The sequence below is a fragment of the Stappia sediminis genome, assembly GCF_009826895.1.
In the GTDB taxonomy this organism is placed as follows: Bacteria; Pseudomonadota; Alphaproteobacteria; order Rhizobiales; family Stappiaceae; genus Hongsoonwoonella; species Hongsoonwoonella sediminis.
Genome location: NZ_WUMV01000001.1, coordinates 700,495 through 726,465 on the forward strand (window position 1 = coordinate 700,495; position 25,971 = coordinate 726,465).

General features: G+C 61.9%; 23 protein-coding genes. 11 read left to right on the plus strand and 12 right to left on the minus strand.

All coding sequences use genetic code 11. From position 1 onward, the window contains the following. Positions 1-4 precede the first annotated feature (4 nt). The 7 genes from GR183_RS03280 to napE all read right to left on the minus strand — a co-directional run bounded on the left by GR183_RS03280 (position 5) and on the right by napE (position 8,171). Positions 5-3,334, minus strand: coding sequence for a transglutaminase family protein (locus GR183_RS03280; RefSeq protein WP_160774133.1), 3,330 nt, complete (start codon positions 3,332-3,334; stop codon positions 5-7). A 205-nt stretch (positions 3,335-3,539) separates the two neighbouring features. Further along, positions 3,540-4,235 (minus strand): cytochrome c3 family protein, encoded by a 696-nt coding sequence (locus GR183_RS03285; RefSeq protein WP_160774134.1) that lies wholly within the window; start codon positions 4,233-4,235, stop codon positions 3,540-3,542. Between the two features lie 8 nt (positions 4,236-4,243). Then, positions 4,244-4,723, minus strand: a complete 480-nt coding sequence (locus GR183_RS03290; RefSeq protein ID WP_160774135.1) for a nitrate reductase cytochrome c-type subunit — start codon at positions 4,721-4,723, stop codon at positions 4,244-4,246. Next, entirely contained in the window at positions 4,696-7,191 is a 2,496-nt protein-coding gene (gene napA, locus GR183_RS03295) for a periplasmic nitrate reductase subunit alpha (protein ID WP_160774136.1), read from the minus strand. The genes GR183_RS03290 and napA overlap by 28 nt, the downstream gene beginning before the upstream one ends. Further along, the gene (locus GR183_RS03300) at positions 7,188-7,478 is read right to left on the minus strand and encodes a chaperone NapD (protein WP_160774137.1); all 291 of its coding nucleotides are present in this window, start codon (positions 7,476-7,478) and stop codon (positions 7,188-7,190) included. The genes napA and GR183_RS03300 overlap by 4 nt, the downstream gene beginning before the upstream one ends. Further along, positions 7,475-7,972 (minus strand): ferredoxin-type protein NapF, encoded by a 498-nt coding sequence (napF, locus tag GR183_RS03305; RefSeq protein WP_160774138.1) that lies wholly within the window; start codon positions 7,970-7,972, stop codon positions 7,475-7,477. The genes GR183_RS03300 and napF overlap by 4 nt, the downstream gene beginning before the upstream one ends. A 13-nt stretch (positions 7,973-7,985) precedes the next feature. After that, positions 7,986-8,171: a periplasmic nitrate reductase, NapE protein gene (gene napE, locus GR183_RS03310; RefSeq protein ID WP_160774139.1), complete on the minus strand. Its 186-nt coding sequence runs from the start codon at positions 8,169-8,171 to the stop codon at positions 7,986-7,988. A gap of 400 nt (positions 8,172-8,571) precedes the next feature. Here napE and GR183_RS03315 point away from each other — a divergent pair, with 400 nt between their 5' ends. The 8 genes from GR183_RS03315 (at position 8,572) to GR183_RS03350 (ending at position 17,738) form a co-directional block, all read left to right on the plus strand. Next, a complete protein-coding gene (locus GR183_RS03315) occupies positions 8,572-8,790 on the plus strand; it encodes a hypothetical protein (protein WP_160774140.1) in 219 nt (72 codons plus the stop codon). Positions 8,791-9,029: 239 nt separating this feature from the next. Then, positions 9,030-11,153 carry a 4Fe-4S binding protein gene (locus tag GR183_RS03320; RefSeq protein ID WP_312846766.1) on the plus strand — a complete coding sequence of 708 codons (2,124 nt, stop codon included), beginning with the start codon at positions 9,030-9,032 and terminating at the stop codon, positions 11,151-11,153. Between the two features lie 29 nt (positions 11,154-11,182). Continuing rightward, entirely contained in the window at positions 11,183-13,108 is a 1,926-nt protein-coding gene (gene nosZ, locus GR183_RS03325; RefSeq protein ID WP_160774142.1) for a TAT-dependent nitrous-oxide reductase, read from the plus strand. A gap of 2 nt (positions 13,109-13,110) precedes the next feature. Then, entirely contained in the window at positions 13,111-14,400 is a 1,290-nt protein-coding gene (locus GR183_RS03330; RefSeq protein ID WP_160774143.1) for a nitrous oxide reductase family maturation protein NosD, read from the plus strand. Next, positions 14,397-15,305 (plus strand): ABC transporter ATP-binding protein, encoded by a 909-nt coding sequence (locus GR183_RS03335; protein ID WP_160774144.1) that lies wholly within the window; start codon positions 14,397-14,399, stop codon positions 15,303-15,305. Before GR183_RS03330 ends, GR183_RS03335 begins: the two co-directional genes overlap by 4 nt. Before the next feature lie 2 nt (positions 15,306-15,307). Beyond that, complete coding sequence (locus GR183_RS03340; RefSeq protein WP_160774145.1) at positions 15,308-16,138, plus strand: ABC transporter permease; 831 nt, start codon at positions 15,308-15,310, stop codon at positions 16,136-16,138. Continuing rightward, positions 16,135-16,719, plus strand: a complete 585-nt coding sequence (locus GR183_RS03345) for a nitrous oxide reductase accessory protein NosL (protein ID WP_160774146.1) — start codon at positions 16,135-16,137, stop codon at positions 16,717-16,719. Before GR183_RS03340 ends, GR183_RS03345 begins: the two co-directional genes overlap by 4 nt. Beyond that, complete coding sequence (locus GR183_RS03350) at positions 16,716-17,738, plus strand: FAD:protein FMN transferase (RefSeq protein WP_208999733.1); 1,023 nt, start codon at positions 16,716-16,718, stop codon at positions 17,736-17,738. Before GR183_RS03345 ends, GR183_RS03350 begins: the two co-directional genes overlap by 4 nt. Positions 17,739-17,869: 131 nt before the next feature. On the opposite strand, the gene GR183_RS03355 is transcribed toward GR183_RS03350, so the two are convergent. From GR183_RS03355 to GR183_RS03375, 5 genes are all read right to left on the minus strand, one after another. Then, positions 17,870-19,759: a bifunctional sugar phosphate isomerase/epimerase/4-hydroxyphenylpyruvate dioxygenase family protein gene (locus GR183_RS03355; protein ID WP_160774147.1), complete on the minus strand. Its 1,890-nt coding sequence runs from the start codon at positions 19,757-19,759 to the stop codon at positions 17,870-17,872. Positions 19,760-19,846: 87 nt separating this feature from the next. Further along, the gene (locus GR183_RS03360) at positions 19,847-21,142 is read right to left on the minus strand and encodes a TRAP transporter large permease (protein WP_160774148.1); all 1,296 of its coding nucleotides are present in this window, start codon (positions 21,140-21,142) and stop codon (positions 19,847-19,849) included. Beyond that, positions 21,139-21,702: a TRAP transporter small permease gene (locus GR183_RS03365; RefSeq protein WP_160774149.1), complete on the minus strand. Its 564-nt coding sequence runs from the start codon at positions 21,700-21,702 to the stop codon at positions 21,139-21,141. Before GR183_RS03365 ends, GR183_RS03360 begins: the two co-directional genes overlap by 4 nt. Positions 21,703-21,729: 27 nt before the next feature. Next, on the minus strand, positions 21,730-22,737 hold the full coding sequence (gene dctP / locus GR183_RS03370; RefSeq protein ID WP_160774150.1) for a TRAP transporter substrate-binding protein DctP: 1,008 nt from the start codon (positions 22,735-22,737) through the stop codon (positions 21,730-21,732). Between the two features lie 153 nt (positions 22,738-22,890). After that, a complete protein-coding gene (locus tag GR183_RS03375; protein ID WP_208999734.1) occupies positions 22,891-23,556 on the minus strand; it encodes a GntR family transcriptional regulator in 666 nt (221 codons plus the stop codon). Between the two features lie 122 nt (positions 23,557-23,678). Between GR183_RS03375 and GR183_RS03380 the strand changes: the two genes are divergently transcribed. The 3 genes from GR183_RS03380 to GR183_RS03390 are packed head-to-tail and all read left to right on the plus strand — an operon-like array spanning position 23,679 to position 25,865. Further along, entirely contained in the window at positions 23,679-24,377 is a 699-nt protein-coding gene (locus GR183_RS03380) for a GntR family transcriptional regulator (protein ID WP_160774151.1), read from the plus strand. Positions 24,378-24,408: 31 nt separating this feature from the next. Then, positions 24,409-24,843: a type II 3-dehydroquinate dehydratase gene (aroQ, locus tag GR183_RS03385; RefSeq protein WP_160774212.1), complete on the plus strand. Its 435-nt coding sequence runs from the start codon at positions 24,409-24,411 to the stop codon at positions 24,841-24,843. Continuing rightward, the gene (locus tag GR183_RS03390; protein ID WP_160774152.1) at positions 24,840-25,865 is read left to right on the plus strand and encodes a Gfo/Idh/MocA family protein; all 1,026 of its coding nucleotides are present in this window, start codon (positions 24,840-24,842) and stop codon (positions 25,863-25,865) included. The genes aroQ and GR183_RS03390 overlap by 4 nt, the downstream gene beginning before the upstream one ends. Positions 25,866-25,971: the final 106 nt, after the last annotated feature.

The window sequence follows — 25,971 nt, forward strand, 5'->3', positions numbered from 1 at the left end:
GTCCTCAGATTCCGGCCGGCCTCCTGAGGTCCAGCGTCAGCGGAAACTCGGGATGCGGATATTCCTCCGCCGGCTCGTAGTACCCCGGAGTATGCCCGTGCGGCTGGAAACGCGCCAGTCTTCGCGCTTGCGCCTCGTTGCCGTTCACCGGGAACGTATCGTAGCTGCGCCCGCCCGGATGCGCGACATGGTAGACGCAGCCGCCTATCGCCCGTCCGCTCCACCGGTCGTAGATGTCAAGCGTCAGCGGCGCATCGACCGGGTGAACGGGGTGAAGCGCCTGCGCCGGCTGCCAGGCCTTGTAGCGCACGCCGCCGACGGCCGTGCCGTTCGTCTCCGTCTTTTGAAGCGGCACCTTGCGCTGGTTGCAGGTCACGATATAGCGGTCGGGGTCGGTCGTCGTCATCTTCACCTGCAGCCGTTCCGTGGAACTGTCGGTATAGCGCACGGTGCCTCCGATCGCGCCGGTTTCTCCCAGTACGTGCCAGGGTTCCAGCGCCTGGCGCAGTTCAAGCTGCACGCCCTCCACTTCGATCTCGCCGTAGAACGGGAACCTGAATTCAGATTGCGCGACGAACCATTCGGGACGCATGGAAAATCCGTGGTCTTCCAGGTCGCGCAGCACCTCCAGGAAGTCGTTCCAGATGTAATGCGGCAGCATGAAGCGGTCATGTAGCGCCGTTCCCCAGCGCGTAAACCGCCCGCCGAGCGGGTTCTGCCACAGCCTTGCTATGATCGCGCGGATCAGGAGCTGCTGGGCAAGGCTCATGCGCGGATCGGGCGGCATCTCGAACCCGCGAAACTCGATCAGGCCGAGCCGGCCCGTCGGCCCGTCGGGCGAATAAAGCTTGTCGATGCAGATCTCCGCGCGGTGCGTATTTCCGGTAACGTCTACAAGGAGGTTCCTGAGCAGCCGGTCGACGAGCCAGGGGAAGGGGGGCGGTCCGTCCTGCGGGCGGTTGATCTGTGAAAGCGCGACCTCCAGTTCGTAAAGCCCGTCGTGGCGGGCCTCGTCGACGCGCGGAGACTGGCTGGTCGGGCCGATGAAGAGGCCGGAAAAGAGGTACGAAAGGCTCGGGTGGCGCTGCCAGTGCAGGATCAGGCTTCTGAGCAGGTCCGGCCGCCGCAGGAACGGGCTGTCGAGCGGCGTTTCCCCGCCGACGACGACGTGGTTGCCGCCGCCCGTTCCCGTATGCTTGCCGTCGATCATGAATTTGTCGGCGCCGAGTCGGCTTTGCCGCGCCTCCTCGTAGATCGCCTCGGTTGTCGCAACACAGTCCTTCCAGCTTGCGGCCGGGTGGATGTTCACCTCTATCACGCCGGGGTCCGGTGCGACGCGGATAACGTTCATGCGCGGGTCGGGCGGCGGCGCATAGCCTTCGATGTGAACGCGAAGCCCCTGGCGTTTCGCTGCGGCTTCGGCTGCCGAGACGAGCTCCAGATAATCCTCGATACGTTCCACGGGAGGCATGAACACGCAAAGCCGCCCGTCGCGCGGCTCCACCGCAAGGGCGGTGCGCACCGCGTCGTCGTCATCCGCGCTTGAAATCTCCTGTTCGCGCCGGTCCTGCGTCGCTTCGGCGGCGGTGAAATGGGCGACCGCCTGTTCGCGGTCCGGGCGTTTTCCTACGGGAAATTCCGGCAGCGGCCCGCGCGGTTCGGAAGGGTCGGCGATGTTGGTGTAGGGGTATTGCGACGGCGGAACGTAAGGCAGCCCCTCCAGCGGCAGCCGGTATCCGACGGGGCTGTCGCCGGGCACGAGAAACAGCGCATCGCGCCGGAGCTTCCATTTTTCGGAGCGCCATCTCGTGCCGGAAGCCTTGGACTGCCAGCGCTGGATCGGCAGCACATAGCCGGAGGGTTTGGTAAGCCCCCGGTCGAACACCTTGGCGATGCGGTATCTTGCCTCCGCATCCTCCAGTTTGGAATTGGCGGGCGTCACGTTTTCGGGAAGCTTGGCTTCCTTCAACAGCCATTCCGCCGGGTCCTCGTAAGCGGCGACGATATAGTCGGGCGTGACGGACAGCTCCTCGGCCATCCCCTGCAACAGGGCTTCCGCCTGCTTCGGCGTCGCCTTCGTGTCGTCGCCTTCCTCGGCGATCAGGTCCGGGTCGTTCCAGATCGGCCTGCCGTCGCGCCGCCAGTAGAGCGAGAAGGTCCAGCGCGGCAGCGTTTCGCCGGGGTACCATTTGCCCTGCCCGTAGTGCAGGAAGCCGCCGGGCGCGAAACGTTTCTGGAGCCGGCGGATCAGCTTGTCGGCCAGCGTCCGCTTCGTCGGGCCGACCGCATCGGTGTTCCATTCCTCCGCCTCGAAATCGTCGATCGAGACGAACGTCGGCTCCCCGCCCATGGTCAGCCTGACGTCGTCGCGTTCCAGAACCTGGTCGACATCTTCGCCAAGCCGGTTCAGCGCCTGCCAGGAATCGTCGGAAAACGGCATGGTGATACGCGGGTGCTCGGCAACCCGCGCCACCTTCATGTCGAAGGAGAAGTCCACTTCCGCCGCACTTGCCATGCCGGCGATCGGGGCGGCGTTTCGGTAATGCGGCGTGGCGGCGAGCGGGATGTGGCTTTCGCCCGCAAGCAGGCCCGACGTCGGGTCGAGGCCGATCCAGCCCGCACCCGGCAAATAGACCTCCGCCCAGGCATGCAGGTCGGTAAAGTCGTGGTCCGTGCCCGACGGCCCGTCGAGCGCTTCCAGATCGGGTTTGAGCTGGATCAGGTAGCCGGAGACGAAACGGGCGGCAAAGCCGAGGTTGCGCAGCACCTGAACCAGCATCCAGCTTGAATCGCGGCAGGACCCAGTTCCCCGCTCCAGCGTTTCTTCCGGCGTCTGCACGCCGGGTTCCATGCGGATGACGTAACCGACTTCCTGCGCGACGCGGGCGTTCAGCGCGACGATGAAATCGATCGTGCGAACCCTGTCTCTCGGCGTCGCGTCCAGAAACGCCTGGAGCCTCGGCCCGACGGGTTCCGTCTTCTTGTAGATCTCAAGGTCGTCGGCGAGATCGGAAGGATAGTCGAACGGCCATTCCTCCGCCGTATCCTCCACGAAGAAATCGAACGGATTGTAGACGGACATGTCCGCGACCAGATCGACCTCGATCCTGAATTCGCGCACGGGATCGGGAAAGACGAAACGCGCCAGCCAGTTGCCGTAAAGGTCCTGTTGGTGGTTCACGAAGTGGCCGGCGGGCGAGACCTTCAGCGAATGGGAAAGCACCTGCGTGCGGCTGTGCGGTGCGGGCCTCAGGCGGATGACCTGCGGCCCGAGCGTCACGGGCCGGTCGTAGCGGTAGTGTGTCAGGTGGTGGATGCTTGCACGTATCGACATGGCCTGCCCGCTGCGTCATTTTGTGTAACCGGAAGGTTTTCACAAAACTTCGCACTGCACCATGTCTTTTTGAAAATGTCTTTGCCGCAGTTCCCTTGAATTATGAGAGATTTAAATCTCGAATGAACATGCCGGCAGGCCGCATCGCCGCCGCTTGCACATTGGAGAGCGGCATCGGGTGAAACCTGCCGGCGGCCTTTCCTGATTACCGGCTCTCCAGAAACGCGGAAAGCGAATGGTGCATCAGCGGGTCGACGGACGTCTGTTGGTCCTTGGGCGCTGCGCGGATGTCCGTGGGCGCCTGCCAGCCGGGCTCGATGCCCGTCATGTCGGGCAGTTCGTGGGCGATGCCCTTGTGGCAGTCGATGCAGGTGCGCTCGCCGCTGACGAGGTATCGCTCGTGGATTTCCGCCGCCCGCCGGCTTTGGCGGGTGAAGTCCATGGCGATGGTGGAGTGGCAGTTGCGGCATTCCAGGGAATCGTTCGCCTTCAGCCGCGCCCATTCGTGCTTGGCAAGCTCAAGGCGGTGGTCGAGGAACTTCTGGCGCGTATTGATCGTGCCGAAGATCTTGCCCCAGACCTCCTTGGAGGCCTGCATTTTCCGGGCGATCTTGTGCGTCCATTCATGCGGCACGTGACAGTCCGGGCAGGTCGCGCGCACGCCCGAGCGGTTGGAGAAATGCACGGTGCGCGTCAGCTCCTGGTACACGTTGTCCTGCATCTCGTGGCAGGAAATGCAGAATTTTTCGGTATTCGTCAGTTCCAGGGCGGTGTTGAACCCGCCCCAGAAGATCACGCCGAAAATGAAGCCGCCAAGCGTCAGGAACCCCAGGCTGAAATAGGCCGAGGGGCGGCGGATCACTTCCCAGTATTCGCGGATTACGGACCAGAGGCGCTTCATGTCCTGCCTCACTCAGCCGTCGTCGCCGACATGTCGGTGAACTCGTTTTCGACGAGCGGCCGGGCGTCCGTCTGCGGCACGTGGCATTGCAGGCAGAAATAGCGGCGCGGCGCCACGTCGGCGAGCACCTGGAAATCGCGGTCCATGAAGTGCGTGACGCTGATCATCGGCGCGCCGGAAGCTTCCACGAACTCCCGGCGGTGGCATTCCAGGCACCGGTTGGTGTTCAGCGTGAGCTGGTAGCCTTCGATCGAATGGGGGATCACGGGCGGCTGTTCGGGGTAGTTGCGGGCCTTGCGCCGGTCGTCGGTCACCGGGCGCGCCAGCGGCGGGGCCTGCACGTTTTCCATGGCGGGGTCCGCGCCCGTCAGGCGCGGTGCTTCCTGCGAAAAGGCGAGGGCTGCGAAAAGCACCACGGCCCCGGCGGTCAAGCCGCCGACGCCGGCGCGGGCGATTGCGGTCAGGCCCGTTCGATCTTGACTGCGCATTTTTTGAAGTCCGTCTGCTTGGAAATGGGGTCGGTTGCGTCCAGCGTGACCTTGTTGATCAACTGGCTGGCGTCGAACCATGGCACGAAGACGACGCCGCGCGGCATGCGGTTGCGTCCGCGTGTTTCCACGCGGGTGCGGATCGAGCCGCGCCGCGACTGGATGACGATCTCCGAGCCCTGGTTGAGGCCGCGCTCGCGCGCGTCATCGGCGTGCATGAAGCAGCGTGCGCCCGGAAACGCCTTGTAAAGCTCCGGCACCCGCATGGTCATGGAGCCCGAGTGCCAGTGTTCGAGCACGCGTCCGGTGACGAGCCAGAGGTCGTATTCCTCATCCGGCGGCTCTGCCGGCGGCTCGTAGGGCAGGGCGATGATCACGGCGCGCCCGTCCGGCTTGCCGTAGAACTCCACGCCCGATCCCTCACTCACGTATGGGTCGTACCCTTCGCGGTAGCGCCAGCGTGTTTCCTTGCCGTCGACAACGGGCCAGCGCAGGCCGCGCACCTCGTGGTAGGTATCGAAATCGGCAAGGTCATGCCCGTGTCCGCGCCCGAAGGCGGCATATTCCTCGAAAAGGCCCTTCTGGACGTAATAGCCGAAGTGTTCGGATTCGGCGTTGTCGTAATCGGGACTGGTTTCGTCGAGCGGGTATTTGTTCACCTCGCCGTTTTCGAAACAAACCTCGTAGAGCGTCTTGCCCTTGTAGGAGGGATTCGCGTCGAGAATTTCAGCCGGCCACATCTCGTCGGTCGTGAACCGCTTGGAAAACTCCATGACCTGCCAGACGTCGGACCGCGCCTCGCCCGGTGCGTTCACGAGCTGGTGCCAGAAGTGGGTCCGCCGCTCCGCGTTGCCGTAGCCGCCTTCCTTTTCCACCCACATGGCGGTTGGCAGTATGAGGTCGGCGGCCATGGCCGTCACGGTCGGATAGGCGTCGGAAACGACGATGAAATTATCCGGGTTGCGGTAGCCCGGGTATGTCTCGTTCGAAGAGTTGGGCGCGGCCTGCAGGTTGTTGTTGACCTGGATCCAGTAAAAGTTGATCTGACCGTCCTTGAGCATGCGGTCCTGAAGGACGGCGTGATAACCGACCTTTTCGGAAAGCAGTCCTTCGGGAAGCTTCCAGATTTCTTCCGCATGTTTGCGGTGCTCGGGGTTGGTGACCACCATGTCCGCCGGCAGCCGGTGGGCGAAGGTGCCCACCTCGCGGGCCGTGCCGCAGGCCGAGGGCTGGCCTGTGAGCGAAAACGGCGAATTGCCGGGCTCGGAGATTTTTCCCGTCAGAAGGTGGATGTTGTAGATAAGCTGGTTTGCCCACACGCCGCGCACGTGCTGGTTGGCGCCCATGGTCCAAAGCGACATCACCTTGGTGTTCGGGTCGGCGTAAAGCTCGGCGAGCGCTTCAAGCTGGGAAGGTTCGACGCCGGAAATCTCGGCCGCCTTTTCAAGCGTGTATTCCGCGACATGCGCCTTGAAGGCCGCGAAGTCGCTGTCCTCCATGACGCCGGGCTTGTCGGCGTTCTTCGCGGCTTTCTGGCGTGGGTCTTCCGGTCTCAGGCCGTAGCCGATGTCGGTCGCGCCCTTCTTGAAGGTCGTGTGCTTGGAGACGAACTCCTCGTTCACGCGGCCCGTCTGGATGATGTGATTGGCGATATAGTTCAGGATCGCCAGGTCCGTTCCCGGCTTGAAGACAAGGGGAATGTCGGCGAGATCGGAACTCCTGTGGGTAAAGGTCGAAAGCACGGCGACCTTCACATGCGGATGGCTCAAGCGGCGGTCGGTAAGCCGCGTCCACAGGATCGGGTGCATCTCCGCCATGTTGGAGCCCCAGAGCACGAAGGCGTCGGCGGCTTCGAAGTCGTCATAGCAGCCCATCGGCTCGTCGATGCCGAAGGTGCGCAGGAACGCGACGGCGGCGGACGCCATGCAGTGGCGTGCGTTCGGGTCGAGGTTGTTGGACCTGAGGCCTGCGCGCATGAACTTGGATGCCGCGTAGCCCTCCCAGATCGTCCACTGGCCGGAGCCGAACATGCCGGCTCCGTTCGGGCCCTTGTCGGCGATCGCGGCCTTGCATTTTTCGGCCATCACGTCGAAGGCCTCATCCCAGGAAACGGGCTCGAATTCACCGTCCTTGGCGAATTTGCCGTCCTTCTTGCGCAGGAGCGGCTGTTCCAGTCGGTCCTCGCCGTACATGATCTTGGAGAGGAAATAGCCTTTCACGCAGTTGAGGCCGCGGTTCACCTCGTGCTTCACGTCGCCGTGCGTCGCGACGACCTTGTTGTCCTTCACGCCCACCATGACGCCGCAGCCGGTGCCGCAGAAGCGGCAGGGCGCTTTCGACCACTTGATCTTCAGTGTGTCGACGCCGCCTGGAATGGGCTGGGCCTTTGCCGGCAGGGTTATCCCTGCCGCCGCTGCCGCGATTGCCGCGGCTTGCGTTTTCAGTACGTCGCGCCGAGAGACGCTCATGGCTGTCCTCCCTCCACCGTGGCAGCCGTATCGGCCGTGCCGGTATCGATGATTTCGTAGACGAGATTTGCCGAAAGGACGTGATCGAGAAGCGCGATCTGGGCGAGGCGTCCGCCGATCGCTTTTTCGCTTGGTCCCTCCAGCACGATGACGATCTTGCTGTCGGTGCGGTGGTGCACTTCCGTATCCGCCATCGCCTCAAGGCTGCGGATCACGCCTTCGGCATGTTCGGGCACGACGCTGACGACGGCGCTTGAAATATGGTGTTCGTGAGCCGTTTCGCTCATGGATTGCTCTCCGCCGCTCTCATGGAAACCGCGTTGGCCGGGCAGATCGCGGCACAGGCGCCGCAGCCCGTGCATTGCGCGGCTTCGATCTCGGGCAGGGGCGCTCCGCCGATGCGCGGGCGAAAGCGGATCGCGGCTTCGGGGCAGGCATCGCCGCAGCTTTGGCAATGCACGCCGGTCTTGGCGAAGCAGCTCTCCTCGATTGCCGCGACATGGGCAAAGGCCCGCTCGCTTGCGTCGAGGAAGACCGGCTCCGGGCAGGCTTGCGCGCAGGCGCGGCAGAATGTGCATTCGCGATCGGCGAAAGAAATGACGGGACGCCCGCGTGAATCCGGCGAGAGAATCGCCTCGGGACAGGCGTCGATGCACGCTCCGCAGCCCGTGCAGGCGCTCGTTATCGTTTCTTCGCGTGTCCACGGCGGGCGCAATGGCGGCGGCGCCGTCCGCGCGCGGCCTGTCAGGAAGTTTCTGCGGGAGATGTCGGGGGCTGCCAAACTCACCCCCGTATCAAGCCGGCGGACCCGGAGGGCCGAAGATGATCTGGAACATCCAGATCAGGAAGCCGTATCCGCCGACGACCGCGACGGCCACGACCGGCCAGATGAGAACGGCGAGGATGATGAAGGCGGTCAATTCGCGCCGGCGGCTCGTCGTCGCCCGGCCGGTGCCTTCTTCGGTCGCGCTGGAGGTCACGAAGTCTCCTCCTCCTCAAGTTTGCTGCCTCTCGGAGGAGGCGAAAATCCACGATGCGAGTCAGGCAAATACTTTCATCGAAAAAACGGACGTTCAACCTGTGATAGTACGGATAGGTATTTTTATGTACACTAACGGAAGATCTGCAAAAAATAAATAGATAACCAATCTTTGAGCGTTCGTTTTAAATTGTTAAAAATTTACGAAAATAGATATATTTAAAAAAATAATATTATGAGGTTTCATAAATCGAATTATTCAGGGAGTCGAGACAAGGTGCCTCCACAGATTGCGCCTCATGTTTGATCTGTGTCACTGTTCTGTAATGCGCCTGCTGAAATAGTCACCCCGCATTTGCGCTATAATGCTATGCGGCAATAATCTTCGGAAAGGGCGGATCATGTGCAAGGCGATGCTTGAGAACGGCGAGTTCGACCCGCTTCTTTGTCCGCTTCTGTCCGACCTTTCTCCCGAAGAAATTTCCGAGCGCATGAGCGACCCGCGCATAGCCCGTTGCCGCGCGGCGGTGGAGGATCAAAGCCTCGGCCATGCCGAGCGAAACCGGATCTGCGCGGAGGAATTGCGCAAAACGAAGCGCAAGCGTTTCGTTTTCATCTGATTGCATGCCGGTGGCGGGTCCCGCCAAACGCTTCAAATACATGCATAATTTCGAATGTTTTTCATTTGACAATTGTCAAGGAGATGATCCGCAAAAAGGGGAATTGATGCACCAAGCTTGAATTTTAAGTTCCGACAAGGACTGGCCAGGTGCTCCGCATTCCGTTTCGAATCGTGCTTGCTTTCGCCGTTCTCTTGCTTGCGCTGGCCTCGTTTGGCCCCGCGCGGGCGGATGGGCTGGTGAGCAAGTTTCTCGACAAGGCCCCGGTCGGCGAGCTTGTGCCGGGCGCGGATGCTTACGGCGAGATCGCTGGCGATATCCCGGTCGTGCCCGCGCTGAAGGGTGGCGAGACGCTCGGCTATGTCTTCCTGACGTCCGATTTCGTCTCGACGACGGGTTATTCGGGCAAGCCGATCCACACGCTTGTGGGCATCGACAAGGATGCGGTCCTGACCGGCGTGCGCCTCGTCAAGCATTCCGAACCGATCGTTCTTATCGGCATTCCCGAGGCGAAGATCAGGGCGGTGACGGAAGGCTACGCCGGTCTCGACCTTAAGAAGGAAGCGGCGGCTGGCGGCGAGGCGCATGACCTCGATATCATCTCGGGCGCGACCGTCACCATCATCGTGATCGACGATTCCATCGTCCGCTCCGCCCTCAAGGTCGCGCGCGCTCTCGGTCTCGGCGGTCTTGAGCCGGAAGCCGGCGCCACCGGCCCGAAAATGGTCGTCGATACGTCTGTGGAAGAGAAGCTCGACTGGCAGACCATGACGGGCGACGGTTCGGTGCGTCGGCTTTCGCTCGACGTCGGCCAGATCAACGCCGCCTTCGCCGATCAGGGCGATCCGCGTGCGATCAAGCGGCCCGAGAAAGGTCCGGAGACGGACACCTACATCGATCTTTATCTCGCGCTTGCCGACGTTCCCTCGATCGGAAAGTCGCTTCTGGGCGAAGCGGAATACGCCAACCTCATGAACCGCCTGAAGGAGGGCGATCACGCCATCTTCGTGGCGGGCAGGGGGCGTTATTCCTTCAAGGGTTCGGGCTATGTGCGCGGCGGCATCTTCGACCGTATCCAGCTCATCCAGGACGATATCTCCGTGCGCTTCCGCGACCGCCAGCACACGCGGGTGCTCAAGGTCGAGGCAAGCGGCGCCCCCGCCTTCACGGAGATGGATCTCTTCGTCATTCCGGCGGATTCCGGCTTCGATCCGGCCGATGAGTTCCGCCTTCAGCTTCTGGCGAACCGCGCGGTCGGCCCCGTCGACAAGACGTTCCTGACTTTCGATCTCGGCTACCGCCTGCCGGAGCGTTTCCTGAAGCCGGAAACGCCTGCAAGGGTCGCCGATGCCGGCGATGCCGCGGCTGCTCCCGCAGCTCCGGCCTCCCTGTCGGACGACGAGGGCGCGCGCGCGCTCTGGCAGCGCATCTGGCGCGACCGCCAGGTTGACATCGCCGTCCTCGCCGGCGCGCTCGGCGTGCTTACCCTCGTCTTCTTCTTCCAGAAGCAGGTGACGAAGAACGAGCGTTTCACCTTCTGGTTCCGCATCGCGTTTCTCACCTTCACGCTGGTGTGGCTCGGGTGGATGGAAAACGCCCAGCTTTCGGTGGTCAACGTGCTCGCCTTCTTCTCGGCGGTGACGACGGATTTCTCCTGGAACGCCTTCCTGATGGACCCGCTCGTCTTCCTCTTGTGGTTCGCCGTTGCCGCGTCCCTCATCTTCTGGGGCCGTGGGGCTTACTGCGGCTGGCTTTGCCCCTTCGGCGCGCTGCAGGAACTGACGAACCGCATAGCCAAGGTCTGCCGCGTGCCGCAGTTCGAGGTTCCCTGGGGCCTGCACGAGCGTCTTTGGCCGATCAAATACATGATCTTCCTCGCCCTTTTCGGCCTGTCGCTCTATTCGCTCGATGTCGCCGAACATTATGCCGAGGTCGAGCCCTTCAAGACGGCGATCATCCTGAAGTTCCAGCGCGCCTGGCCGTTCGTCGCCTTCGTGGTGGTGCTGCTTCTGGCCGGGCTTTTCATCGAGCGGTTTTACTGCCGCTACCTTTGCCCGCTGGGGGCCGCACTCGCCATCCCCGCAAGGCTCAGGATGTTCGACTGGCTGAAGCGCTACAAGGAATGCGGCGACCCGTGCCAGCGTTGCGCCAAGGAGTGCATGGTCCAGGCCATCCACCCGGAAGGCAACATCAATCCCAATGAGTGCCTGAACTGCCTGCACTGCCAGGTGCTTTACCAGCACGATCAAAAATGCCCCGTCTGCATCAAGAAGCTCGCCAAGCGCAAGCGCTTCGAAAAGCAGATCGGCATCGCGAAACCGGATGCGCCTGCGCCGAAGAAGGCGCCGGAACCGGCCGAATAACCTCCGAAGTCACAGGAAAGGAAAGTGTCATGACGGAGAAGAATGAACTGAACGGCATGTCGCGCCGCGATCTGCTTGGCGGCACCGCCAAGACGGCGCTGGTCGCCGGCATGGGCGCGGCGGCGGGCGCCGGCGCGGTGTCGACACTCGTGCCGCAAAACGCCCTTGCCCAGGCCGAGGCGAAGTTCGAGCTCGCACCCGGCGAACTCGACGAATATTACGGCTTCTGGTCGTCCGGCCAGACGGGCGAACTGCGCATTCTCGGCGTTCCCTCCATGCGCGAGCTGATGCGCGTTCCCGTCTTCAACCGTTGCTCGGCGACGGGCTGGGGCCAGACGAATGAATCGAAGAAGATCCTGACCGAAGGCCTCCTGCCGGAGACGAAGGCCTATCTCGCCGCGCAAGGCAAGGAGACCTACGACAACGGCGACCTTCACCACCCGCACATGTCGTTCACGGACGGCACCTATGACGGGCGCTACCTCTTCATGAACGACAAGGCGAACACCCGCGTGGCCCGCGTTCGCTGCGACGTCATGAAGTGCGACAAGATCATCGAGGTTCCGAACGCGCATGACATTCACGGCATGCGCCCGCAGAAGTACCCGCGCACGGGCTACATCTTCGCCAACGGCGAGCATGAGGCCCCGCTCGTCAACGACGGCAAGATACTCAACGATCCCTCGCAATACGTGAACATCTTCACCGCCATCGACGGCGATGCGATGGAGGTCGCCTGGCAGGTGATGGTCAGCGGCAACCTCGACAACACGGACTGCGACTACCAGGGCAAATACGCCTTCTCGACCAGCTACAATTCGGAGATGGGCATGAACCTCGCCGAAATGACGGCGAGCGAGCTCGACCATGTCGTGGTCTTCAACCTCGCGGAGATCGAAAAGGGCGTTGCGGAAGGCGACTTCCAGGAGCTTAACGGCGTCAAGGTTCTCGACGGGCGCAAGGGCTCCAACAAGAAGTACACCCGCTACATCCCGATCCCGAACAGCCCGCACGGCGTCAACACCGCGCCCGACAAGAAGCACGTCGTCATCAACGGCAAGCTGTCGCCGACCTGCTCGGTGATCGATGTCGAAAAGCTCGACGCGCTGTTCGAGGAAGATGCCGATCCGCGTTCGGCGGTCGTCGCCGAGCCGCAACTGGGCCTCGGCCCCCTTCACACGGCCTTCGACGGGCAGGGCAATGCCTTCACCACGCTGTTCCTGGACAGCCAGGTCGTGAAGTGGAACATCGAAAAGGCGATCCGCGCCTACGCGGGTGAGGATGTCGACCCGATCATCACCAAGGTCGATGTCCACTACCAGCCGGGCCACAACTCCACCTCCATGGGCGAGACGGCGGAAGCCGACGGCAAGTGGCTGATCTCGATGAACAAGTTCTCCAAGGACCGTTTCCTGAACGTCGGTCCGCTGAAGCCGGAGAACGAGCAGCTCATCGATATCACCGGCGACGAGATGAAGGTCGTCCACGACGGGCCGACGTTCGCGGAGCCGCACGACAGCATCATCGTTCATCGCTCGAAGGTGAACCCGGTCACCGTCTGGCAGCGCGACGACCCGATGTTCGCCGATGCGGTCCGGCAGGCGGCGGCCGACGGTATCGAACTGGAGGATGCCGCCGACGTGATCCGCGACGGCAACAAGGTGCGCGTCTACATGTATTCGACGGCGCCCACCTTCAGCCTTGAGGACTTCACGGTGAAACAGGGCGACGAGGTCACCGTCTATATCACCAACATCGATGATATCGACGACCTGACCCACGGCTTCTGCCTGTCGAACTATGGCATCGCCATGGAAGTCGCACCTCAGGCGACAGCCTCCGTCACCTTCATCGCCGAACGTCCGGGCGTGCACTGGTTCTATTGCCAGTGGTTCTGCCACGCGCTCCACATGGAAATGCGCGGACGCATGTTCGTCGAACCAAGGGCTGCCTGATCATGAAACGCTTCCGGCTCATTTCGCATCTCTTCGTTCTTGCCGCGTTGGCGCTGCCGTCTGCCCCGCGGGCGGCGGAGATCGAGGTCGCGGCGGAGCCGGGGGCGCTTCTTCGGGCGATAGAGACGGCTCAAGCCGGAGATTATCTCCGGCTTAGGCCGGGGCAGCACGATGGGCCGGTCGTCATTGGCAAGTCCCTCGTGCTCGATGGTGGCGGTGCTGCAACTTTAAGCGGATCGGGCACCGGCAGCGTCGTCACCATCGAAGCTCCCGACGTTACGGTGAAGGGGCTGACAATCACGGGCTCCGGCCTGTCGGCGGAAACGCTCGATGCGGGCGTCAAGCTCCTGAAGCCGGCGAAGAACGCCGTCGTTTCGCAAAACCGCATTCTCGACAATCTGGTCGGCGTCGACGTTCACGGCGCGAAGGACGCGAAAGTCCTGAACAACCTGATCGAGGGCCGGCGCGATCTTCGCATGAACGAGCGTGGCAACGGCATTTACGTGTGGAACTCGCCGGGGCTTTTGGCGGAAGGCAATACTATCCGCTATGGCCGTGACGGTATCTTCGTGAACACCAGCCACAAGGACGTTTTCCGGGGCAACACCTTCGAAAAGCTGCGCTTCGCCGTTCATTACATGTACGGCAACAGCGGCGTGATCGAAGGCAATGTCTCCGTCGGCAACGACATCGGCTACGCGCTGATGTTTTCCAAGCGCCTCAAGGTCAGGGACAACGTCTCCATCGACGATGCCGACCATGGGCTGATGCTGAATTTCGCCAATCAGGCGGAAGTCACGGGCAATTTCGTGCGCGGCGGCGGCGAAAAGTGCCTCTTCATCTACAATGCCAGCAAGAATTCCATCACCGGCAACCGGTTCGAGGGTTGCGAGATCGGCGTGCACTTCACCGCCGGGTCGGAGCGTAACGATTTCGCCGGCAACGCCTTCATCGCCAACAAGACACAGGTGAAATACGTCGGCACGCGCAACCTCGACTGGTCGACAAAAGGGCGCGGCAACTACTGGTCCGATCATTCCGCCTTCGACACCAACGGCGACGGCATTGCCGAAACCGCCTACCGCCCGAACGACATGATGGACCAGATCCTGTGGACCCAGCCTGCCGCCAAGCTCCTGACGGGCAGCCCCGCCGTCCAGCTTTTGAGTTTCACCCAGTCGCGCTTTCCCGCGCTCCTGCCGGGCGGTGTCGTCGACACGGCACCCCTGATGCACGCTCCGGCACTCAAGCTGCCGGATGCAGCCTCGCAGTTTCTTGGAGAAAAAGGATGACCGAAAGCGTCCTTTCCATAAAGAACCTCACAAAACGCTTCGGCAGGCAGACCGCCGTCGACGGCGTTTCCTTCCACATCGAACCGGGAGAGCGCGCTGCCCTCATCGGCCACAACGGTGCCGGCAAGACGACGCTCATCAAGTCGATCCTCGGTTTCCTGACGCCCGAGGAAGGCTCGATTTCCGTTCTCGGCAATGCGCCGGGCAGCAATGCCGCGCGCCGCTCGGTCGCCTATCTTCCCGAAGCCGTTGCCTTCCAGAAGGCTTTGACGGGCGTCGAGATCCTGACCTTCTTCTCAAGGCTCAAGGGCGAGGACCCGAAGACCGTGCCGGGCTTGCTTGAAAAGGTCGGCCTGAGCGAGGCGGGCCGCCGTCGCGTCGGCACCTACTCCAAGGGCATGCGCCAGCGTCTCGGCCTTGCCCAGGCGTTGATCGGCGAGCCGTCGCTCGTTCTTCTCGACGAGCCGACAAGCGGCCTCGATCCCGTTTCCCGGCAGGACTTCTACATGCTGGTGGAAGAGGTGGCCGCGCGCGGCGCCGCCGTTCTTCTCTCCTCCCATGCGCTTTCGGAGGTGGAGGCGAAGACGGACCGCGTCCTCATCATGGCGCATGGCAAGCTCGTGGCTGACGATACCCTTGCTTCGCTGCGCCGTGCAGCGCGCCTGCCCATCCGCCTGCGCGTGCAGGGGGCCGATGTCGCTGCCGACGAGATCGCGGCACGCCTCGGCGGCATGCGCGTCAATTGCCGCTCCGTCGAGATCTTCTGCGATGCGGATGAAAAGCTTGCCCATCTCGCCGCCATTTCGGCCCTCGGCTCACTGGTTGAGGATGTGGAGGTCACGCTGCCGAGCCTTGACGATGTCTACCGCCATTTCACGGGCGTCGATGCGAAAAAGGGAAGCTGATCATGTTCACTCGTATCCTTGCCGTCGCATCCCTTGAAATGCGCATCGGCCTTCGCAACCGCTGGCTGCTTCTCGCAACGCTCATTCTGGCGGCCTTTTCGCTGGCGCTGGCCCTGCTTGGTTCCGCGCCTGCCGGTACGCTGGGCGTCGACCGCATGACGATCACCGTCGCCTCGCTTGCAAGCCTTTCAGTCTATCTCGTGCCGTTGCTTTCGCTTCTGCTCGCTTTCGATGCTATCTCGGGCGAGATCGACCGGGGCACGGCGCTGCTGATCTTTTCTTCGCCGATTTCGCGCGTTGAATTCCTGCTTGGCAAGGCGATAGGTCATTTCGCGGTCATCCTCATCGCGCTTCTGCTGGGCTACGGGCTGACGGCCGGCGTGCTCGTCGCCTTCGGTGGCGGGTCGCTCGCAGGGCTTGTCGACTTCGCCCGGCTTATCGCAACCTCCGCCATGCTGGGCTTGGCCTTTCTTGCCATCGGCTATATCGCCAGCAGCGCGACGCGCGCTCCCGGCACCGCCGCGGCCCTTGCCATCGGCATCTGGCTCTTCGCTGTGGTGCTTTACGATCTTGCGCTTCTCGGCGCGCTCGTTGCCGACAACGGCGGTACGTTCTCGCGCTCCGTCTTTCCCCTGGCGCTCCTCGCCAACCCGGCGGATGCCTTCCGCCTCTTCAATCTTGCGGCCCTCGGCGCGTCTGATCTCGTCGGTGGCATGGCCGGCGTTTCGGACGCGCTTCCCTATCCGCCGTCCGCCGCCCTTGCGGCGATTGCCGGCGTGACGCTTGCCGCCTTCGCCGCAGCCGCCGCCCTTCTGAAAAGGATTGAACCATGATCCGTATTCACCAGATCATGTGTGCTCTCGTATTCGGCTTCCTGTTTTTTCTCCTTGCCGCCTGCAACGAGGTCGAGGTTGCGGAACGTCCCGATCCGGTCACGCTCACGGTGGAGGCCGCCGGCCACTACTGCCAGATGACGGTGCTGGACCATGACGGCCCCAAGGCGCAGATCCACCTTGCCGGCAATCCTAACCCCGTCTGGTTTACCCAGGTTCGCGATGCCGTTGCCTTTACCCGCATGCCGGAAGAGCCGAAGGACTGGACGGCGATCTACGTCAACGACATGGGAACTGCCGAAAGCTGGTCGAACCCCGGCATCGACAATTGGGTGGAGGCGCGCGACGCCTTCTTCGTCATCGGCTCGACCAAGCGCGGCGGCATGGGCGCAAAGGAAACCATACCCTTCCGTATGGAAGCGGATGCCCTTGAATTCGCAACCGAATTCGGCGGCGCCGTCGTGAAGCTCGACGATATCCCGACCGACTATGTACTGGCGCCCATGGACGAAACGGCCATGCCAGACATGCCTGACATGCCTGAAGAAAGCGCATTTGACGTCAGCGAGGCGAAGCGATGACCCGGAAATTTTCGCTTGATCCGAAGTTGAGCCGCCGTCGCTTCCTCATGGTGGCCGGTGCCGCCGCCGGCCTCGGCCTGACGCATCGGGCCGCCTTCGCAGGCACCGACGTGCCGGTTCACCGCTGGCGCGGCATTGCCCTGGGTGCCGAAGCCGAGATACGTCTCATCCATCCTGACAAGCGCGCGGCGTCGCGCATCCTTAGGGCGGCGGAGGCTGAAATCAGCCGGCTGGAGGCGATCTTCAGCCTTTATCGCGAAGACAGTGCGCTCGTCCGCCTCAATCGCGAAGGCAGTCTTGCAGCACCTCCGCTCGATCTCGTCTCGCTGCTTGGGACCGTCGGTCTGGTTCATTCGGCAACCGGCGGGGCTTTCGATCCCACGATCCAGCCGCTCTGGTCGCTCTACGCCCGGCATTTCGTCGAAAATCCGGCGGCGATCGAAGGGCCCGCACCAAGGAAAATCGCAGAAACGCTTGGCCATACGGGGTGGTATGCGGTCGACTTCGACGCAGATCTTATCTGTTTCTCCCGAAGCGGCATGGCGCTCACCCTCAACGGCATCGCCCAGGGCTACATCACAGACCGGATCGCGGCCTTGCTGAAATCGCACGGGATTTCAGACGTTCTCGTCGATATCGGCGAGATCAGTGCGCTTGGCCGCGACCGTGCCGGCTCCGACGGCTGGGCGGTCATTCTCGATCCCGGCCATTCGGGCGAAGGCGAGGGGGTGACCTTGCGGGATCGTGCGGTCGCCAGTTCCGCCCGGACCGGAATGCTCATCGGCGGGGATAAGTCCTTCGGTCATATCCTCGATCCGCGCACGGGACTTCCCGTCGCGACCGACCTTGCCGGCGTCAGCGTCGTCGCGCCGACCGCCACTTTGGCGGACGGGTTATCCACGGCGGCCCTGGTCTCGGGTTATGATGGTCTGAAAGCGTCGCTTTCGAAATTCGAGGGCGTCTCGGCCCGCGCCCTTTTCGAGACGGGCGAGGTTCGCTGGCTCGGCAAGACAGGCTGATCGGGTCGTCGGCAGCGGATCACGGATTTCGGGGCGGGCGGAACGAAAAGGTTTTCTTTTCGGCCTGATTTTCCGCCCGTTTCACCTTTTTCGCCGCGTCTGGAATTTTCTTCACAGCTAGGGTCTAGACCCTAGACTCTGGGCATGCCCTTGGGCCGCAGCAGGCGCTTTTGCGCCGCGATCCGGAACGGTGCGTTGGCCGCGCCGAAGCCTGCGTAGCCCCCGCGTCTTTCCAGGATTTCGAAGAACATGCCGCCCGCGAAAGGTGCCGAGTAAAGCTGGAAGAATTCGCCGCCGTCATCCCGGTCGTAAAGGATATTTGCGGCTTTCAACCGCTCAAGCTCTTCCTGTTTTATGTCGAAACGTGCCGATAGATCGTCGTAATAGTTGGATGGTATCGGGAGTGGCTTGAATCCGAGCTGGAACAACTGCTCGGCGGACTTGAATATATCTTCGCTGGCAAGCGCGATATGCTGGACCGATGCGCCGAATGTTTCGGCAAGGAACCCTCCGGCCAATGTCCGGTGCGTTTCCGCTCCGTTCAGCGTTATGCGGAATGCACCGTCGCCTGTTTCGATCGCCTGGCTGCGCACCAGCCCGTCCGGATCGATGACGTCGACCATCGGCGATTTCGTCATTTGAAACAAGGACGTATAAAAGAGCGACCAGCTCAGCATCTCGTCGTAGGTCATCGTCTGGGCGATGTGGTCGATGCTCTTCAGTCCCGCATCTGACGCAGCGGGGCTCTGCGAGTTCCTGAACTCCACATCCCAGACTTTCGAGAGACCGCTCGCCTCGTCGATGAAGTGCAAAACGCTGCCGCCAAGGCCGCGAATGGCCGGAATGTCCAGTTCTCCGGGTCCCGTGGCCTGCGAAAACGGCTCGGTTCCAAGCGCCACGGCGCGCCCGACCGTCTCATCGGCGCAAGCGACGGCAAGTCCGATATCGCACACCGTCGTGCCTCGCGCGGTATAGGCGCTCGCCGCGTGGCCGGTGGTTTCGCGGTTGACGACGATCCGGATATCGCCTTGACGCCAAAGCGTCAGATCCTTGGCGATATGCTTGCCCGCCACCTGAAAACCGAGCGTGCCGAGAAGCCCCTCAAGGCTTTCGGCTTCCTTGCCCCTTGAGGCGAATTCCACGAAGGCGGTGCCGGCGATCCGGCTTCGCGCCGGGATCGGATCGAGGTCCATCGAAATGTCGGGTTCGGCGCGGCGAACGTCGTCCATCAGGCAGATCAGCGAACGGTAGCCATCCTTCGCGATGGTTGCCGGCCTGCCGCCCCGGAACTGATCGTTGAAGATTTCCAGGCTCACCGGCCCCTTGTAGCCCGCCGCCATGACCGCGCGCATGAAGTCGGTCACCGGCAGATCGCCTTCGCCCGGCATACTGCGGAAATGGCGCGACCAGTAGAGCAGGTCCATCTCGATGGCCGGTGCGTCGGCAAGCTGCACGAAGAAGATGCGATCTCCCGGAATCCTTCGGATCGTGTCGGGGTCGATCTTGCGCGCGAGCGTATGGAAACTATCGAGGATCAGCCCGATGTTCGGGTGATCGGCGCGGCGGACGATCTCCCATGCGTCGCGGTGGTCGTTGACATGGCGCCCCCATGCAAGCGCCTCGTAACCCACCCGCAAACCGCGTTTAGCCGCCCGTTCGCCAAGTTCCGCGAAATCGTCGGCGGCCCGGTCTATCCCGCCGATCGCCTGCGGATGAACGCTGGAACATACCAGAACGAGATCGGTCCCCAACTCCTGCATCAGGTCGAACTTGCGCTCGGCCCGCTCGAAGGCTTTCGCGCGCAGCGGTTCGGGCAGGCCCTCGAAGTCGCGAAACGGCTGAAACAGGGTGATTTCGAGCCCCATGTCGCGGATCTGCCGGCCGACATCGCGCGGCGGACCGTCATGGGCGATGAAGTCCTGCTCGAATATCTCGATACCGTCAAAGCCCGCAGCCGAAATGGCTTCAAGCTTTTCGCTCAGGTTTCCGGATATCGAGACGGTGGCGATCGACGTTTTCATGCGGTTACCGGTGCGAATTGCGGAATTGCGGACGTTCCATAACCTAACATCCCCTCGGGACTATGGGGATAGACGAGCGGGTTCTGTTCATCCGGGATAGCCGAACAATCGCGGCAGAAAGAGCACGATATCGGGCAGAAGGATCAGCGCCAGAAGCGCCAGAATGAGAACGCCCAGGAACGGCCAGACCTCGCGGATGATTTCCGACAGCGGAATGCGCGTTACAGCATTGATGACGAAGAGTAAGATGCCATATGGCGGCGTGATCAGCCCGATCATGCAATTGACCACCGCGACCACGCCGAAATGGACGAGGTCGATGCCGAGTTCGTTGCAGGTCGGCAGGAACAGCGGAATGATCACGAGGATGATCGTCGTTGCGTCAAGCACGCAGCCGAGCAACAGTAGAAGCAGGTTTACCGCAAGCAGGAAAATCAGCGGGTGAACGTCGAGGCCGACGAGGGTTTTCGCTAGCACATTCGGTATGTTTTCCGACGCGACCACATAGTTCAGGATCAGCGCGCCGCCGATCACGATGCCGACAGCTGCGGACGAGCGGGCGCTTTCCACCAGGATCCTGTAGAAGTTTTTCAGCGAAAGTGCCCGGTAGAAAAGCGATGCCAGGATAAGCGCATAGGCCGCCGCGACAGCCGCGGCCTCGGTCGGTGTCGTGACACCGCCGTAGATCCCGTAAAGCAGGATCGCCGGCATCAGCAGGGCAGGGAAGGCATTGACCGTGTGGCCCGGCAATTCCCGAAGCGGGACGGGCTCTTCCAGTGCGAAGCCGCGCCTGTGCGAAATCCAGGTGTTCATGGCCATCAGCACGACACCCATCAAAAGGCCCGGCAAAATGCCGGCGAGGAACAGGTAGCCGATGGAACTGTTTGAAACCAAAGCATAAAGAACCATCGGGATCGACGGCGGGATGATCGGGCCGATGGTGGCGGATGCGGCCGTAATTGCTGCAGCGTAACCGCGGGTGTAATGGCCGCTTTTCGTCATCATTTCGATGATGATCTTGCCGATGCCCGCCGCATCTGCGACGGCCGAGCCCGACATGCCGGAAAAGATCAGCGAAGCGACGACGTTCACATGCCCGAGGCCGCCCCTGAACCTGCCGACGAGTGCCACGCAGAACTGCAACAGCCTGTCGCTTATCGTACCGGCGTTCATGATGTTGGCGGCAACGATGAAAAGCGGAACAGCAAGCAGAATGAAGCTGTTGTAAAGCCCATCCATCAGCACCTTGCCGGCGACGCCGATGCTCTGGCCTGCTGCCGCGAGATAGACAAGAGCGGAGAGCAGGATAGAATAGGCGATCGGCATTCCGATCCCGGCCAAGAAGAACAGCGTCGCGAGGCAAAGGAAGAATTCCAGGCTCATTCGTCAATCCGCCCTTCGCCATGGTGGATCGGCTTTTCTTCCTTGTGATGGAATACGACCCAGACGCGCCATGCGTAGCGAAGGGCGACAATGATCAGGAACGCCGCGTAGATTGCGTAGATGTGGCGCATCCTGATCCAGTCGCCGAAAAGGCCTGAAAGTGTCGCGGTTTTCTTCAATCGCAGGATGTGGAACTTGTCCCAGGTCGGCTCGAGCGACGCGAGAAACCCGATCGAGATCGCCACGCCGCCGATGATTGCGAACCATTTGCGAGTGGTAGGGCGCACGTAATTGTAAAGAACGTCGAAGGTGACGTGATCCTGCTCGCGCACGATGAACGAGTTGCCCCAAAAGATGAGCCAAACCCACAGGGCGAGGCAGAACTCAAGCGTCCAGCCGTAGCGGGACGGATCGAGGATCGGGATCGTCTCGGCAATCCACTCGGCCCGCGCGGTGTATCTGATCGTGATCTGGAGAATGAATGTCGCGAACATGGCGGCCATCATCGCGGCCGCCACGCTCTCCGTCCCGCGGGAGAACCATTTGGCGAAAGCTCTCATCCTGTCCCCCCGCAGATAAATTTGCCGTCAGTTGCCGAGTGCGTTGATCTTTTCGAGCACGCCTTCGGGCCAGGCTTCGGCAAACTTGGATCCGACGTATTCGTTCTGCACGTGGGTGCGGAAGGCTTCGAGGTCGGGCTCGTAGATTTCCAGCCCCTGTTCCTTCAGGAAGGCGACGAGTTCATCTTCCTTCTTGAGCTGGGCCTGCCTGCCGGCTTCGGCTGCCGCATCCGCCGCGTCCTGCACGGTTTTCTGCTGTTCGGGGGTCAGGCTGTCCCAAACCTCCTTGGAAAACGCGATGTAGTTCAGGTCGACCAGATGCGAGGTCAGGATGATCTGGTTCGTCACCTCGTAGAACTTCGCGTCGACCACGGTTGGCAGGGGGTTGTCCTGCCCGTCGACCGAAGCCGTCTGCAGAGCCGTATAGACTTCGGTGAACGCCATCGGAGTCGGATTGGCGCCAAGTGCCTTGCCCAGGAACTGCCACGCGTCGGTGCCCGGCATCCTGAGGTTCACACCCGCAAGATCCTCCGGCTTCATGACCGTAAGCTCGTCCTTGGTCTGGCGCAGATTGACGTGACGCCGGCCAAGGTACATGACCGAAAGCAGCTTCACGCCAAGCTCGTCCTCGACCTTCTTCTTGAACGGATCCATCAGCGGATCGTTGAAGACCCTGACCTGGTGGGCGGCATCCTGATGGACGTAGCCGGTCGCGAAAATCGAGAATTCGGGGAAGAACGTCGCAAGCTCCTGAGCGGAGGCGATCGACATTTCAAGGTCGCCGGAGGCGATGGATTCAAGCTCGCTGCCCTGGGCCACGAGGGATGCATTGTAATGTGGCTCGTAAACCGCGAAATCCGCGACGGCAGGGCCGAAGACCTCGGCGAGCGCGATCGAGCGCTGATCCGTTTCGGAAGCCGGCGTCGACATGCGGAGCGTGATCTTGTCCTGCGCTTCGGCGGGCATCCCGGCGGACAGGGCGACGACGGCGGCCGCCGCGGCGAGCAGGGTTCGACGGGCGATCTTCATTGGCATGGTGTTTCCTCCCTCACAAGGCCCTGCCTGCCTTCCTTGTCGGCGGCACGGCTCACGTAACGTGCGCTAGGATAGTGCATGTTAAAAGGTCTTTTCGCAATACATACTATGATTACAAAAATAATCGATTATTTTACCGAGGCTATGATATTGTCAATCCTGCCAATTTTCCAACGCATGTGTGACGCCGCCTGCAATGTGCTGGCGCAGAATTCGCTCTGCCGTGTCGGCATCGCGATCAAGTGCGGCCTTGAGAAGCTGCCTGTGTTCCATCGCCGCGGTCTCGCCGCGAAACGTCAGGACCCGCATCTGATAACGCAGGTATTTGTCGAAGACGGTTCCGTGCAGGAACAGGAGTTCGGCGGATCCGCACGCGCTTATGAGCGATTGATGGAATTCCCAGTCGTATTGTTTCCAGGTTTCGCGAACCGCATGGTCGCCCGCAGCCATTTTCTGCTCCATCCGGTGCAGTTTGTGATGCGCGGCGACAATGCGTGCTTCCCACTGAGTGTCGCCGGCTTCCATCGAGCGCTTCAGGGCATGGGCTTCCAACAGGATGCGCAGCTCGGCCACTTCCTGAAGCCCTTCAGGCGTAACCGGTGAAACGTGAAAACCGCGATGGCCTTCGCTTTTCACGAAGCCTTCCGCCACAAGCCGGTTCAGGCATTCGCGGATCGTGGAAATTGATACGCCGTAGCTCTCCCTCAGGCCGTTGAGCGCCAGTTTGCTGCCGGCAGGCAGCCTGCCGAAAACGATGTCCCGGCGCATCGTGTCATAAAGGCTGCTGCCTTTGAGAGAGTCCTGTTGCGTCATGTCCATGGGCGAGAGGCTCCGGCCATACGATGCGTCAGCATACAACTTTTTCGACATTGCCAAAAACCAAAATGCTTGCAAAAATCGATTTTGATCATCTCCAACGGATATTTTGAGCGGAAGTCATGGTGCCGCCTAACCCGGCAAGCGAACCCGGCAAACCCACCCGCGCGTCCCGCGTCGCCGCCGAACTGCGGGCGGAGATCGTGCGCGGCAGCTTGCGGCCTGGAATGAAACTCAATCTCGATAATCTGAGGGAGCGGCTGGGCGTCTCGCTTTCGCCGCTGCGCGAGGCAATTTCGCGGCTCATAGCGGAAGGGCTTGTGGAGGTCGAGGATCAGCGCGGCTTCAGGGTTGCGCGCATATCGCGGGAAAATCTGGCCGAAGTTGTCGAAATGCGTGCCGATATGGAGGGCCTTGCATTGGGCCTTTCGATCGAGCGGGGCGATCTCGACTGGGAAAGCCGGGTCCTTTCCACCTTGCATACGCTTCAGCGTATGGGCCGCGAACCCGGGACCACGCGGGCGTTGGAAAAGCGCGAAGCGGCACATGCCGCGTTTCACACCGCCCTGGTGTCCGGATGCGGGCGCCCTGCGCTGATGCGGCTTTGCGACACCTTTTACGATCTCAACAGCCGCTACATGAACCTCCTGATCCCCGATCCAGGCGAGCGGTGGCGCGACAGGGACGATCACGGCCCCATCGCGGAAGCGGCGGTCGGGCGCAAGAAGGGACTGGCGGTCGAGTTGTTGCGCCAGCATATCGACGAGACGGGTACGGATCTTGCCCGGCGTCTTGCCGATGCCGGGCAAGCATTGACCACCTGATGAATTTCCAAATGAGGAATCCGAGACCATGCTGAAGAAGATTTTCGTTCTGAACGGACCCAATCTGAACCTGCTCGGCAAGCGCCAGCCGGAAATCTATGGATATGAGACGCTTGCCGACGTTGCGGCGAATTGTCGGAAAGTGGGCGAGGAATTCAGCCTCGATTGTGATTTCAGGCAATCGAACCACGAAGGCGAACTTGTCGATTGGATCCACGAGGCAAGGGAAGACGCGGCCGGAATTATTATAAATCCCGGCGCCTATTCGCACACTTCGGTCGCGATATACGATGCACTTAGTGCCTTCGAGGGCCCGGTGATCGAAGTTCATATCTCCAATACTCACAAGCGCGAGGCGTTCCGGCACCATTCCTACGTCAGCCTTCGCGCCGACGGCGTGATCGCCGGCTGCGGGGTCGAGGGCTATTCGCTCGCCACGCGCAGGATGGGAGGGCTCGTCAAATGAACGGGATCGCCGTCGCCGGTGCAGGCCTGATCGGCAAGCGACACCTGGCCAGCTTGCGCACCGCGGCCATTCCGATCCATTCGGTTATCGACCCGGATCCTGCCTCCGCTGCAATCGCAGCGGAGTTCGGCGTGCCCCGCTACCCGAATCTCGCTGACGGACTTGATGCCAAGCCTGACGGTGTCGTGATCGCTACACCGAACGTGCTGCATATGGAAGGCGCGACAGCCTGCATTGCCGCGCGTGTGCCGGTGCTGGTGGAAAAGCCGATCACCACGGAACTTGCCGACGCGATCCGGATCATCGAGGCGGGCGAGGCGGCGAACGTTCCGGTGCTTACGGGCCAGCATCGGCGTCACCTTCCGGTCGTGCGGGCCGCCAAGGAGCGCATCGATACCGGCGCGCTCGGCACGCTCGTCGCTGCCCACGCGATGTTCTGGATTTCCAAGCCGGACGATTATTTCAAAACGCCTTGGCGGCGCTCGAAGGGGGCTGGCCCCATTTTGATGAACGCCATTCACGATCTCGACCTTCTGCGCTATCTGCTTGGCGAGGTTGAAAGTGTCAGGGCCGTGCAGACGAACCGTATCCGCAACCACGAGATCGAGGATGCCTGCGCGGCGCTCATCACTTTCGAAAGCGGGTTGATCTGCACCTTGCAGATATCGGATGCGGTCGTGTCGCCATGGTCGTTCGAGCTTACGGGCCATGACAACCCGGCCTATCCGCCGACGGACCAGAATGCGCTCTTCATTGGCGGCACGCACGGTTCGCTGGCGCTTCCGAGGGGCGAGGAGTGGAGTGACGGTGGAAAGCGGGACTGGTGGCAGCCGATCAGCCGTAAGACGCTGCTGCGTGGCGGGGATGATCCGCTGGTTGCGCAGCTTGAAAACTTCGCCGCCGTGATCAGAGGTGAGGAAGCGCCCGTCTGCTCGGGGCGTGAAGGCATGAAATCGCTCGCCGCGCTAATCGCGCTGAGGGATGCGGCGCAAAACGGCAAAACGGAGGTTCCCGAGGTATGATCGAGACGGAGCTAGCCGGTTAAATTGCCTCGAGGCGAGCGCAAATTTTTTACGGAGTACCGGCTGGCGAACGAGCTGATATTGTCATACAAATGCGCCTCCATAT